This is a genomic window from Streptomyces sp. NBC_00523 (assembly GCF_036346615.1).
In the GTDB taxonomy this organism is placed as follows: Bacteria; Actinomycetota; Actinomycetes; order Streptomycetales; family Streptomycetaceae; genus Streptomyces.
In genome coordinates, this window is the sequence record NZ_CP107836.1 from 3,806,734 (window position 1) to 3,819,850 (window position 13,117).

At 70.2% G+C, this 13,117-nt stretch carries 9 protein-coding genes and 1 pseudogene; 4 read left to right on the plus strand and 6 right to left on the minus strand.

Annotated features, from left to right (window positions below):
- Window positions 1–69: 69 nt before the first annotated feature.
- From OHS17_RS17215 to OHS17_RS17230, 4 genes are all read right to left on the minus strand, one after another.
- Entirely contained in the window at window positions 70–981 is a 912-nt protein-coding gene (locus OHS17_RS17215; RefSeq protein ID WP_026171347.1) for an RNA polymerase sigma factor SigF, read from the minus strand.
- A gap of 228 nt (window positions 982–1,209) precedes the next feature.
- Window positions 1,210–1,503, minus strand: coding sequence for a Dabb family protein (locus tag OHS17_RS17220; RefSeq protein ID WP_018101787.1), 294 nt, complete (start codon window positions 1,501–1,503; stop codon window positions 1,210–1,212).
- A gap of 9 nt (window positions 1,504–1,512) precedes the next feature.
- Window positions 1,513–1,677 (minus strand): hypothetical protein, encoded by a 165-nt coding sequence (locus OHS17_RS17225; RefSeq protein ID WP_018101786.1) that lies wholly within the window; start codon window positions 1,675–1,677, stop codon window positions 1,513–1,515.
- A gap of 340 nt (window positions 1,678–2,017) precedes the next feature.
- Window positions 2,018–3,145 (minus strand): DUF371 domain-containing protein, encoded by a 1,128-nt coding sequence (locus OHS17_RS17230; protein WP_330312889.1) that lies wholly within the window; start codon window positions 3,143–3,145, stop codon window positions 2,018–2,020.
- Window positions 3,146–3,244: 99 nt separating this feature from the next.
- Here OHS17_RS17230 and OHS17_RS17235 point away from each other — a divergent pair, with 99 nt between their 5' ends.
- Window positions 3,245–3,739, plus strand: a complete 495-nt coding sequence (locus OHS17_RS17235; RefSeq protein WP_330312890.1) for a TrmH family RNA methyltransferase — start codon at window positions 3,245–3,247, stop codon at window positions 3,737–3,739.
- A 10-nt stretch (window positions 3,740–3,749) separates the two neighbouring features.
- Here OHS17_RS17235 and OHS17_RS17240 read toward each other — a convergent pair whose 3' ends face one another.
- Window positions 3,750–4,412, minus strand: a complete 663-nt coding sequence (locus tag OHS17_RS17240; protein ID WP_330315278.1) for a class I SAM-dependent methyltransferase — start codon at window positions 4,410–4,412, stop codon at window positions 3,750–3,752.
- Window positions 4,413–4,605: 193 nt separating this feature from the next.
- Window positions 4,606–6,537, minus strand: coding sequence for a BTAD domain-containing putative transcriptional regulator (locus OHS17_RS17245; protein ID WP_330312891.1), 1,932 nt, complete (start codon window positions 6,535–6,537; stop codon window positions 4,606–4,608).
- Window positions 6,538–6,729: 192 nt separating this feature from the next.
- On the opposite strand from OHS17_RS17245, the gene OHS17_RS17250 reads away from it, so the two are divergent.
- The 3 genes and pseudogenes from OHS17_RS17250 (at window position 6,730) to OHS17_RS17255 (ending at window position 13,112) form a co-directional block, all read left to right on the plus strand.
- Window positions 6,730–6,903 carry an MbtH family protein gene (locus OHS17_RS17250; RefSeq protein ID WP_330312892.1) on the plus strand — a complete coding sequence of 58 codons (174 nt, stop codon included), beginning with the start codon at window positions 6,730–6,732 and terminating at the stop codon, window positions 6,901–6,903.
- 20 nt (window positions 6,904–6,923) lie between these two features.
- Window positions 6,924–7,097, plus strand: a pseudogene (locus tag OHS17_RS33895) (acyl carrier protein); the annotation flags it as partial.
- Window positions 7,098–7,250: 153 nt separating this feature from the next.
- Window positions 7,251–13,112, plus strand: a complete 5,862-nt coding sequence (locus OHS17_RS17255) for an amino acid adenylation domain-containing protein (protein WP_330312893.1) — start codon at window positions 7,251–7,253, stop codon at window positions 13,110–13,112.
- Window positions 13,113–13,117: the final 5 nt, after the last annotated feature.

Below are 13,117 nucleotides of genomic sequence, written 5' to 3' on the forward strand. Positions count from 1 at the left end.
CGCAGTTAACAAGGGGTGTGGGGCTTTTGGGCCCCGGGAAACGCCCCGGGAACGGTCTACCCGTTTCGGCTACGCCTCGATCCTGTTTGCGGATCGCAGTCTGGCGAAACTCCGGGCCAGGAGCCTTGACACATGCATCTGAGAGACCCCCAGTTCGGCACTGATCTGGGACTGCGTCAGGTTGCTGTAGTACCGCAGCAGCAGGATCCGCTGCTCCCGCTCGGGCAGTTGTACGAGGAGGTGCCGGACCAGGTCCCGGTGCTCGACGCCCGCGAGGGCCGGGTCCTCGTAGCCGAGCCGGTCGAGGAGGCCGGGGAGCCCGTCGCCCTCCTGGGCCGCCTCCAGCGAGGTCGCGTGGTACGAGCGCCCGGCCTCGATGCAGGCCAGCACCTCGTCCTCGGAGATCTTCAGCCGCTCGGCGATCTCCGCGGTGGTGGGCGAGCGGCCGTGCGCGGTCGTCAGGTCCTCGGTGGCGCCGGTGACCTGCACCCAGAGCTCGTGCAGCCGGCGGGGGACGTGGACGGTGCGCACGTTGTCCCGGAAGTACCGCTTGATCTCGCCGACCACGGTGGGCATCGCGAACGTCGGGAACTGGACGCCGCGTTCGGGGTCGAAGCGGTCGATCGCGTTGATCAGCCCGATGGTGCCGACCTGGACGACGTCCTCCATCGGCTCGTTCCGGCTGCGGAACCGCGCGGCGGCGTACCGCACGAGCGGGAGGTTGGCCTCGATCAGCGCGGTGCGCACCCGGTCGTGCTCCGCGGTGCCCGGCTCCAGGTTCTTGAGCTGCCCGAAGAGCACCTGGGTGAGTGCCCTGGTGTCGGCGGTCCGGGACCGGGCGGGGGCGGCCGTCTCATCGGGGGTCTCGTGGACCGTCGTCTGCACCTGGCCCGGCGGCTGGGCCGACGGCCCGGCGGGCGGGGCGGCCGGTGCCGCCTGGTGGACCTGGGGAGGCACTTGAGGCGCTGTACTGGCCGGCACGATGACGCCACCCCTTCGCGGTCAACAACTACGGCTTGCGGTCAACTTCGGTCAATTCGTCCGTCAAAAGCGGTCATAGCATCACAAGACATGACCACTATGTGCAAGCACCCCATAGCGCCGTGTTGACCTTGCCCGGGTTTAAAACGTGCGCCGGGCGTCCATCGGGTCCTGGGACAAAGAAAAGCCCCTCACCGTCGCGGTGAGGGGCTCGCAGGGCCGAAGGCGTCAGAACGGGTAGTCGGCGATCACCCAGGTGGCGAATTCACGCCACTGACCGGCGGCCGCCTGATGGTCCGGGTGCTCGATGTAACGCTTCAGCGCGGCCTCGTCCGCGACCGCCGAGTTGATGGCGAAGTCGTACGCGATCGGCCGGTCGGTGATGTTCCAGGCGCACTCCCAGAACTCCAGCTCCGGGATGGTCCCTTCCAGCGCCCGGAACGCCTCCGCACCCGCGACGACCCTCGGGTCGTCCCGCTCGACGCCGTCGTTCAGCTTGAACAGGACCAGATGGCGGATCACGCGGTACCCCTAGTTGACGAGCTCGGACATGAAGTCGCCGACGCCCTGCGCGGCGTCCGCGATGCCCTCGAACCCTACTTGCACCAGGTCCGCGGCCCGGGCGGGGGAGTTGATGATCGTGTAGAGCACGAAGACGACAATCACGTAGAGAGCTATCTTCTTCGCTTGCACCATCGGCCCCTGACTCCCCTTCGATCCCCTGCGGTTTCGATCCCCTGTGCGGTCGGGCGAGTCTATCCACACGTATGCGCGGATCCATCGGCCGTTTCCGTCCCGGACCGCGACCTCGGCCCCGGGGGCCAGGGACCAACGTCCCGCGCATCGGGGCCCTTGGTCCGCCCGCGAGGGGGTCCCGGCGAGGCAGGATGGAAGGTGAGCCCCTCGGACTCCGGGGGGCCGGGAACGGGAACCCTGCCGGGGACCATGCCGTGGCCTCCCCCGACCGCGGCAAGGAGCGGCAGGCCCCGTGACCGGGGGAAGCGGCACATCCCCCCGATGCCGCTTCCCCCTCCTCCTACTTCTTCTCGCGCGAGCCCTGCGCATCCCCCAACGCGTCGTACAGGTCCCGCCGGCTGATCCCGAACGGGCGGAGCACCGTGCTGAGGGTGCGCGCGGTGACTCCCTGCTCCACCAGCAGCGGGACCAGGGGCCGCAGGTCCACGTTCCAGGCGGCGCGCTCCGGAGGCGCCAGGACGAACACGCCCTCCTCCTCGCCCCCGACGGCCCCGGCCGCCTCGGAGAGCGGCAGCCACCTCACCCCGTGCCCGAGATCGGCATGCCCGTCCGGCACGGCGATCCGGCGGTCCTCGGCGGACCCGGCCAGCACCTCCGCGAGCACGGCGAGATCGGCGGCGGGCGCCCGGAACACCACGGGGGCCGGTGCCGTCCGCAGCAGCTCCGCCTGCGGCGCGGCGGCGAGCGCCCGGCGGTCGGTCCGGCCCAGGTGGACCACCGGCGCGACCGGCAGCCCCGCCGCGAGCAGCGCTGGTACGGTCCCGGTCGCGTCGCCCGTCACCTCGAACCGGGCCCCCTGAGCCGCCGCATCGGCCAGCCACGCCCGGGCCGCCTGCGAGACGCCCTCCAGCGCGCCGGAGACGGAGGCGGCGAGAACCCCGCCGTCCGCGAGGGCCGCGCGCGCCTCGTCCGGGACGCGCGCCCCGTCCAGGTCCACCGAGGCGTCCGCCGCGCGCCACAGCAGCCCCGGGCGCCCCTCCGGTTCCGGCAGGCCGCGGCGGTGGACGAGCACCAGCGGCCGGCGCGGCCCGGACTCGGTGAGCGTCAGGGTCACCTCGGTCGCCGGGTCTCCCAGCGCGGCCACGAAGTCCGGGTCGAGGTCGCTCGCCACCAGTGTGCTGCGGAAGGCGAAGGTGTCCGGTGAGGCGTGGTCGCTGCGCCGGAGCACCAGGCGGTCGGTCACCTCGTGGTGCGGGTTGACGACGGCGGTGCCGGTCGCGACGTGCGGCCCGGCCGCGAGGCGGACGGCGACGGGGCCGCGCAGAAGGGCCAGACCCTCCTGGTCGAAGGCGGCGTCCACCCCCACGACGCAGGTCGCCCGGGGCGTGATCTCCCGCTCGCCGGTGAACTCCAGCGTCTTGGCGTGGGTCGCGCGGACGTGTCCGTGGCCCCGGGCGTGGATCTTCATTGCCTTCTCCAGGGCCTAGGTGCGTTGTCCGGACCGGTCATCGTAGTCCGCGTCCGCGGGCGCGGAGCGGTCCGGCGGTGGCCCAGTAGACTTCCCGGCATGTTCGAACACCTCCGCCATAAGCCGGGCACCCCTCTGCTCCGTAACCGCGAGCTCGTCATCGCGTGCTCGGCGTTTCGCAGCCGTGTGAATCTGTCCAGCGTGGTGCGGACGGCGGGGTGCTGCGGAGTCGAGCGGATCATCGCCTGCGGCAATGTGAAACTCGACCCGAAGATCGCGCGCGACGGTGCCGAGAACGTCGAGATCGAAATGCGCCGGAGCCTTCCGCCGGTGCTGAAGAAGATGCGCGAGGACGGTTACACCATCATCGCGCTCGAACAGGCCACCCATTCGAAGAGCCTGCACGAGATCAGCTTCCCCCGTAAGGCGGTCATCGTCCTCGGAAACGAGCGGACCGGCCTCAAGGAGGACGAGCTCGCGTGTGTGGACGAGTGCGTGGAGATCCCGGTCTGGGGCTCCCCGCACAGCTACAACGTCGCCACGGCCGGCGCCATGGCGATGTACGAGTACTGCAGGCAGTTCCCGACGGGCTGACCCGCCGGGCTCACTCCTCCGGTCCGGCCGTGACCGCCGTCAGGGTCGCGATGACCTCGGTGCTGTCCGAGTCCAGCCTGCGCGCCCAGGACGAGGAGACGGCGGCGGCGTCCTCGGCCTTCGTGAGCTGGAAACCGGTGACCTTCCAGCCGGCGGCGAGCGCCTTTTCGCCGAGCACCTCTTCGACGTACGAAGGGGTCAGCTCCGGGAGGCCCTGGATGTCCCGCGGCACGGGCTCCCGCCAAATGCTGGTGCCGACCGTGGCCGTGAGCGGCGCATTCGGCTTGGCGACCGTACGAAGGCCGCTCCAGATGTCCTCGTCGCCCCGCACGAGACCGTGGAGCAATTTCCCCCACGGCATCAGGACCAGCAATTCATCGGCGGCCCCCCGCAGCTCCTCCGGGGCATTCTCGATCGCCGCGTTCACGAGCAGCAGATTGGGTACGCCGCCCTTGGCGGGTTTGCGGCGGCTGCGAATGCTCGTCTGCGTCATCCGCTGCCAGGCCGGGTCCACGCCCACGACCAGCCAGTCCGGATTCTCCTTGGCGATGCGATAGGACGCCCGGGCGTCCCCCGTACCGACATCGACGACGACCCGGGAACTCTCCTGGACCAGCCGCTCGAATTCACCCTCGGCGGCCTTTTCGAGCTTCTTGCCCCGCACGATCTGCATCACGGCCAGTGCTTTCTTCTCTCGGCTGTCCGGACGGCGGCGGCCGGCCCCGGCGGGCGTCCCGCCGCCCCCGGCATGATCCCCCAGCACGGGGCCCGGTGACCAACCGGCACCGGACGCGGGCACACGCAAAACCGCCCCCGATCCGTTCACACGGTTCGGGGGCGGTTGGCGGAGCACGGGTCGGGGTGAGTCAGATGGCGATGACCTTGCCGACCGCCAGCCCCTCGAAGAGCGCCGGGGTGATGCGTTCCTCACCCGTGAGGATGGCCTCCTGAGCCGCCTGGCAGATGAGCTGCGACAGGGCGCGCATGTAGCCCTTGCTCCGCCGGTGCAGCTGGGAGGCGAGCATGGCCAGGTCGCCGGGCTGGTGGTTGTGGAGGCGTAGATCCTTGTCGAACTCGTTGACGATGTGGTGGAGGCGCTCTCTTCCTGTCCGGTCGAACCCGAGGGGGCTGGTCATCAACAGGGGATGGTCATGCCAGCGATCCTGTTCCTCCGCGAGCGGCTTCTCGTGGTCGGACGACATCCTCTCCACGATGGCGCGGCTGTTGCGGCCGCAGTAGACGAAGGTCGCCCCGGTCTCGTCACTGATGTACTTGAGGAATGCGAGCGAGTGTTCCGTGTCCGCACCGGGTTCGAGGCGTTCCATCCCGTCGATGAGGACCAACTGGGTGTGGCAGTGCCTCATGATGTAGCAGACCGAGTCGGTTGGATCACGGTCCGGTTGTTCGTGGTCCAGGCCGAGGAAGCGGGCGAAGGAGGCCGGCCAGTCACGGCTGCCCCCGGTTTTGGCCGGAACGCTGAGGGCTATGACCGGAATGCGGTCGACGTTCGGCCCGTAGCGCTCGTTTATTCGCCTTTCGTAGTTCTGTCCGATCCACGCCAGCAGTTCGCTTTTCCCGGTGTTCGCGGGGCCGTCGACGAGGATTCCGATCCGTCCACGCGTCCGCCGGGCGTTCGCCATGAGCTGTCTGTGCACCACCAGTTCGGCGGAGCTTATCGCCGGGGTGCGGACCGGCCGCATATTGCCGTGGAAGAGCAGTCGCGGATCGTCCGGGCCGATGATGCCGCCCGTGGCCGGGCCCAGCTCCGGGGGTTTCGGCGCCTGGTCGACCGCGGTGCGCCAATTGGTCAGGGTGCCGCACCATACGGGGGCGGGTGGCTGCCGCGACCCGCGGAGCACGGTCGGGCCCGTCTCCGGCCGGTTGTCCGACGGCGTGGCCGGCCCGACCGTCCCCAGGTGAGGTAACGCGAGGGTGCGTGACGCCACCGGAAGGTCGGCCCACGCCTCCTGCGTTGGGGCGGCGTCGGCGTTGGTGCCGGGCGCCCCGCCGTCCTCGCGCATGTGCGGGTGGCGCCCGGACCGGGCCTTCTGCGTCGAAGACGTCACGTCTTTTCGGAGAATGCTCTCGTAGGCGGCCTGTACCTCGGCGGCCGGTCCCACTCCCAACTCCGCCTGCAGACGTCTGCGCAGCCGGTGGAAGACCAGCAGTGCCTCCGCCGAACGGCCACTGCGGCCGAGCGCGACCATCAGCTGGGCGCAGAGTCTTTCCCGAAGCGGATGCTGGGCCACCAACTGCGTCAGCTGATTGACGACTTCGTCGTTGGCGCCGAGCGACAGCTTCCACTCCGCGCATTCCTCGAAAGCGACCAATCCCTGCTCCGTGATGCCGATCGTGCGGTCGGCCAGCGAGCTCGTGCCTATCCCGTCCAGAACGGGCCCGCGCCACAGGGCCAGTGCCTGGCCTGCCTCTGCTGCCCCTTTCGCCAGGTCCCCGGCGGCGCTGAGTTTCCGTGCCCGGTTCATACCCCGGCGGAAGCGTAAGAGGTCCAGATGTTCATCGTCGACTTGAATGCGGTAGCCGGGTCCGTCCGTCTCGATCGACGTACTGCCGTACCCGGTCAGCCGTTCTCGAAGTCCCGACACACAGTTCTGCACCTGCTTTGTCGCGGTTGTCGGTGGATTCTCCTCCCACAGTGCCGAGATCAATCTCGGAATCGGCAGCATCGCATTAGGAGACAGTAGAAGTGCCGCGAGCAGACGTCTTTGACGCGCGCTGGACAACGCTACCCGAATGTCACCATTCCATATCTCAAGTGGACCTAATACGCGAAAATGCACAGTGAAGCCCCCCTCCAGTGGGGACTCTAACAATCCGGTCTCTCCGAGTTCCGGGCCTTCGGGGATGACGCGTCGATGACGTCTTGATGACGCGACGGCGCTCGTCGCCTTTCCGTCCTGGTCGGAGGCCGGTTGCTCCGCCGGTGACCCGCTGATGACGGGGCGAGGACTGTGGAGTGGAAAGTCACCGCCATGACCTACGCCGTTGTCGTGAACGCTGAGGAGCAGTACTCCATCTGGCCGGAGGGCCGTGAGTTGCCGTCCGGCTGGCGATATGAAGGGGTGAGAGGCGACGAACAGCAGTGCCTCGACCACATCGCCCGCGTTTGGACCGATCTGAGGCCGCTCAGCGGGCGGGCCCGGTGAACGTCGAGCACATCGCCGTAATGGCGGCCTGGCAGGAGGCACTCGGCCGGAATCCGAGTACTCCCGACGACGTTTTCTTCGACCTGGGAGGAGATTCGCTCGGTGCGATGAAAGTGGTCGCCCGGCTCCGCTCGGTATTCGGCGACGGTGCGATCGAGTTGGCGGACTTCTTCGACGGCCCCACCGTGAATGGAATAGTTGCAGTATTGACGTCCGGGTCCGGAAATCCGCCCCCGGCGCCTGTGCCCGCACGCACCGTCGACAGCGGCCGTCTGTCCAGGGGCGAAGACCGCATGCGTCTGCTTGAGCAGCTTCACCCGGATTACGTCATCCGGTACTCCGTGCGTGTGCGGGGAGAACTGGATGTCGACGCGTTATGGCGCGCGATCGCGGAGGTCGTGGCCAGGCACGATCAGCTACGAGTCAGGTACACCCCGGCCCGGGCCGTCGACCGGCCCGGGGACGTGCTCCTCGATGCGGACGTCGATCTGCGCGCGGGCCCCGTCGCAGGTTGGCGGCTGACCCGGACAGGAGTGCAGGAACATGTCCTGACCTTCACCGCGCACCACATCGCGATCGACGGATGGTCCGCAAGCATCGTCGCGTCGGACCTCTCCGCCTGCTACCGCGCCGTCGTGACGGGCAGCCCTCTCGGTGAGCGGCCCGCGGGGCCGTCGTACCCGGATTTCGTGGCGTGGCAGGAGGAGTGGCTGGGGTCCGCGGAGTTCGAGGCGTTGCTCGACGAGCGGGCCCAGCGGATCGCGGGCGTGCCGCCGCTGGAACTGCCACTGGTCCACCGGCGGCCGGACGCCTGGTCGGCAGAAGGCGACGCGGTCGAATTCCGGTTGCCCGCGGCGGTGGCCGAACAGCTCAAGGCATTGAGCAGGGCGTGCGGAACGACTCCGTTCGCGGCCTGGTTCTCCTGCTTCGCGGCCGTCCTGGGACGCGTAAGCGGGCAGGCCGACTTTGCGATCGGAACCCCGGTCGCCGGGCGCGATCGTGCCGAGTGGCACTCGGTGGTCGGCTTGTTCGCCGACATGCTCGCGGTCCGTGTCGACGTCTCGCCCCATCATTCGTTCACCCATCTACTCGCGTCGACCAGCGCCGACCTGCTCGCGGCGTCGACCCGGCCCGCCGTGCCGTTCGACTGTCTGGTCGAGCGGGTGCACCCGCCCAGGGAGAGTGCCAGGCACCCCTTGTTCCAGGTGCTGTTCGCCGTCGAGGATGCTGCCGCGTTCCCCTTCGACGGGCCGGGCCTCCACGTCACCGACATCCCGGACGACTCGACGCTGGCCGAGGTGGACCTCACCCTGTCGCTCCGGCCGGCACCTGACGGTGGCATGACGGGACGCGTCGAGTACCCGACGGCGCTGTTCGACCGCGCCTTCGCGGAGGGCGTGGCAGACGGGTTCGCGGCGCTGGTGGCCGATGCCGTGGCCGACCCGTCACTGGCCCTCGGCGATCTGGGTACGGTGCTCCCGCCCAGTGTGACGGCCGCCGAGGCGTCGGGCGCCGAGGACGCCACGGTGGTCGAACTGTTCGAGCGACAGGCCGCAGCCACACCGGACGCCGTGGCGGTGATCAGTGGCGAGACGGTGCTGACCTACGCGGAGTTGCTCGACCGGGTGCGCCGGTTCAGCGTTCCCGACGCCGGCTTCGCGGGCTTGGCGATGCACCGCGACGCCGACCTGGTCGTCGGCCTCCTGGGCGTACTCAGGTCGGGTGCGGCCTGCGTGTGGCTGGACCCCCGGCACCCCGCAGAGCGACTGCGTGCGCTGCTCGATGGCGCGGAGCCCATAACTCGCGTACGGCTGGCTGACGACCCGGGTCACACGCCCCCCGCCCTGCGCGACGTCGCGTATGTCGCCTACACGTCCGGTTCCACGGGCGAGCCGCGAGGGGTACTCGTCGAACACGGAGCCCTGAGCCGTCACGTACAGGTGATGGGCGACCGCTGCGGCGTCACTACGGAGTCCCGTATCGCGTTGCTGGCCGCCCTCGGTTTCGACGTGTCCATCGAGCAGATCCTCGTTCCGCTCCTCCGCGGGGCGGCGGTCGTCGTGCTCGATCCGCGCAGCCAGTCCGCCGACCAGGTGCTCGAAGACCTGGGCAAGCACCAGGTGTCGATCGTCAATGTCACCCCGATGTACTACCGGGAGCTCGTAGACCGCGCGGTCGTCGACGACGAGCGCTTGCGGCAGGTGTCTCTGCTCAATCTCGGCGGCGACGTGGTGAGCGGGGAGGACGTCCGGCGCTGGCGGGGGCTCGGGCTGCCCGGACGGGTGGCGTGCGTATACGGGCCGACCGAGACCACGATCACCTGCACGGCGCACGAGGTGCCCGAGGACGCGGCCGGCCAGGACGTCATTCCCATCGGGCGCCCGCTCGCAGGCACCGGCGCCTACGTACTTGACGAGCACCAGTACCCGGTTCCCGTCGGCACATGCGGGGAGTTGGTCATCGGGGGAGACCGCGTCGCACAGGGCTATCGAGGCCGGCCCGCCGCTACCGCGGCGGCCTTCCTGCCCGACCCCTTCACGACCGTGCCGGGAGCCCGGATGTACCGCACAGGCGACGTGGTGCGGCAGCGCGTGGACGGCGTTCTGGAGTTCATCGGGCGCCGGGACGCCCAGGTGAAGGTCCGGGGGCACCGCGTAGACCCCGCTGAGGTCGAGTCGATGCTGGTGAGCCACCCGGAGGTGCGGGCCGCCGCCGTGGTGCCCCAGGACGGTGCGGCGCTCGTCGCCTACGTGGTGCCGGAGAGGGGCGCGGGGACTGCGGACCTCCGGGACTGGTTGCGTGAGCGGCTGCCGGCGTACATGGTGCCGTCTGTCGTCGTCGCGGTGCCCGTACTCCCGATGACGGCGAACGGGAAGCTGGACCGGAGCGCGCTGCCCGAGGCCGGTAGGGCGCGTCCCGCCGGTGCTCCTCCCCGGTCCGAGCTGGAGCGGGTGGTCGCGGCGCTGGTGGGCGAGCTGCTCGGAGTCACCGGGGTCGGGGTCCACGACGACTTCTTCGAGCTCGGCGGGCACTCGATCGTGGCGACCCGGCTGGTGTCCCGGTTGCGGGACCGGCTCAGCGTGGACGTCGGAGTCGCGGCGGTGTTCGCCGCACCGACCGTGGCCGGCATCGCCGCGGCGGCGAAGGAGGCTCCCTCGGCCGGGGCCACTCCGGTGGCGGCGGTTGTACGGGGCCGGCCGCTGGAGCTTTCGCCCGTGCAGGAGCGCCTGTGGATGCTGGACAAGCTGGACCCGACCGGCACCGAATACCTCGTGTCACTGGCCTTTCGGGTACGCGGACGCCTGGACCTGACGGCGTTGACGCGGGCGGTTGGAAGAGTGGCGGCCCACCATGAAGTCCTGCGCACCCGGTACGTGGTGGAGGAGGATGCTCCCCTCCAGGTGATCGAAGAGCCGGGCGAGGTCCGGGTGGCCCAGGTCGCGACGCTCGCGGAGCTGGAGGCCGAGGCGTCGCGCGGGTTCGACCTGGCCACCGAGGTGCCATTCCGGGTGACCGTCGCTCGCCTCGGCCCCGAGGAGCACGTGCTTCTGCTCCAGACGCACCACATCGCCTGCGACGGGTGGTCCTGGAACGTGCTCGCCCGTGACCTGTACGCCGCGTACGCCGGCGACGAGCCGGCACCGCTGCCGATGCAGTACGCGGATTACGCGGCCTGGAAGCGTCGGCAGCCGGTTCCGGAGGAACAGCTGGCGTACTGGCTGAAGTCGTTGGCCGGGGCGCCGGAGTTGTCCCTGGCCACCGACCGGCCACGCCCTGAGCTGCGAGAGTCGGCCGGAGCCGTCCGTGCGTTCGCGCTGCCGGCGGACTCCGTAAGCCGCCTGATCGATCGGGGCAGGGCGCGTGGGGCCACCGGCTTCACGACGCTCCTGGCGGCGTACCAGGTCTTCCTGCACAGGTTGAGCGGGCAGTCGGACATCGTCATCGGCACCCCTTCCGCCGGCCGCGACCTGGTCGACGCGGAGGACCTGGTCGGCTGCTTCGTGAACACGCTGGCCCTGCGCACCGACATGTCCGGGCTGACCTCCTTCGACGCGCTCGTGGACGCCGTCCGGGACACCGTCCTGGGCGCGCAGGCGAACGAAGCGGTGCCATTCGATCAACTCGTCGTCGCCCTCAGGCCAAGGCGCGACCCTTCGCGGACCCCGGTGTTCCAGACGATGTTCCAGGTCCATGACGCCGACGGCACGCCCTTCTCCCTGCCGGGGCTGGACCTGGTGCCCATGGACGCCGGGTGCTCCGTCTCGATGGTGGACCTCGGCATGGCGGTCACCGAGCACCCGGACGGGGCCTGGTCCGCCGAGCTGGAATACGCGACCTCCCTGTTCGACGCCTCCACGATCGAGCGTCACTGCGAGGCGTTCGTGCGGTTGCTCCAGGAACTGGCCGAGGAGAACCGCTGGTCGGCCTACCGCCCGGTGCACCGGCTGATCGCCGAGCAGGCCGCCCGGACGCCCGACGCCGTCGCGGTCGTCGACCCGGAGGGCCGGTTGACCTACCGGCAGCTGGACGAGCAGGCGAACCGCCTCGCGCATCACCTGGACGTACGCGCGGGCGACGTGGTCGGCGTATGCCTCACCCGTGGCCGGCAGGCACTCGTCGCCCTCCTCGCGGTCCTGCGCGCCGGTGCGGTGTATCTGCCGTTGAACGCCGACGATCCGGACCACCGCCTCGCGGAGATCCTGACGGAGACGTCCGCCGTCGCCGTAGTGGCCGAAGCGGCGACCGACCGGTTGTTCGGGCCGCGCGTGATACGGGTCGATGCCGAGCGGGAGACGATCGCCGATCGGCCGGCCACGGCACCGGATGTGTCCTGCGACATCGCCTACATAATCCACACATCGGGTTCGACCGGGCGCCCGAAGGGCGTGGTGGTGTCGCACCGCTCGTTCGCCGACCACTGCCTCCGCATGGCGGAGGGGTACCGCCTGTCCTCGGACGCCCGCATGGCGCTGCTCGCGGCGCTCACCTTCGATGCCTCGATGGACCAGGCGGTCGCGCCGCTGCTGGTGGGAGGCGCGGTGGTGGTGCTCGATCTGCGCGCGGTCGATCCCGGCCGGGTGCTCGACCAGTTCGCGGAGTTCGGCGTGACCGTGGCCGACGTGACCCCGGTGTACTACCGGGAACTGGCCCGGGTCGCACAGCCCGCTGATGAGCGGCTGAGGACGCTGCGGCTCATGAGCGTCGGCGGCGACATCGTGACCTACGCCGACGCGCGCGCCTGGTACGAGCTGGGCGTGCCGGGCGGGTTCGCGTGCACCTACGGCCCGACCGAGGCGACGATCGCGTGCACCCTGCACCTGGTATCCGCCGCCGAGGCCGAGGCGGGTGGCGACGCCCTGGTGCCGATCGGAAGGCCGCTGCCCGGAACGGACATGCTGGTACTCGACGAGGCGGGCCGGCCGGTCGGGGACGGGGCCGCCGGGGAACTGCACGTCGGCGGTGGACGTGTCGCGCTCGGGTATCACGGCCGAGCGGACCTCACCGCGCAGCGGTTCGTCCCCGCGCCCTCCGGGCCGCCGGGCTCACGGCTCTACCGGACCGGCGATCTGGTGCGCCGCCGGGCGGACGGCGTGTACGAGTTCCTCTGCCGAGCCGACCGACAGGTCAAGATCCGGGGCTTCCGGGTCGAACCCGGCGAGATCGAGTCCGTTGCCCGGGCGCACCCCGGCATCCGGGACGTCGCGGTCGTCGCTGTGGAGCTGCGGCCCGGGGACCTGGGCCTGGTGGCGCATGTGGTGCCAGGGGCGGGACACGCTCTGTCCGAGGGGGACATCGCGGAGTTCCTGCGCGGCCGGCTGCCTGGTCACCTGGTGCCGGCGGCGTACGTGGTGTGCGACGCCCTGCCGCTGACCCCCAACGGGAAGGTGGACCACGGGGCGCTGCCCGTACCGGTGGTCGAGGACGCCGCCGTCGAGGGGCAGGGCCGGCTGTCCGATCCCATAGCGGCTTCGATCGCCGGCATCTGGTGTGACGTACTGGGCCGGAAGACCGTCGGAGACCAGCAGAACTTCTTCGACCTCGGCGGTCACTCGCTCCTGGCCACCCGCGTATCCATGCGGGTGCAGCGGGAGCTCGGCGTCGAACTGCCCTTGCACGTCTTCTTCCAGGCGGGCACGGTTGCCCAGCTCGCGGACGTCGTGCGCGCCCGTATCGAGGCCGAGCTCTCGGCACTCGGCGAAACGATATGAGGAGC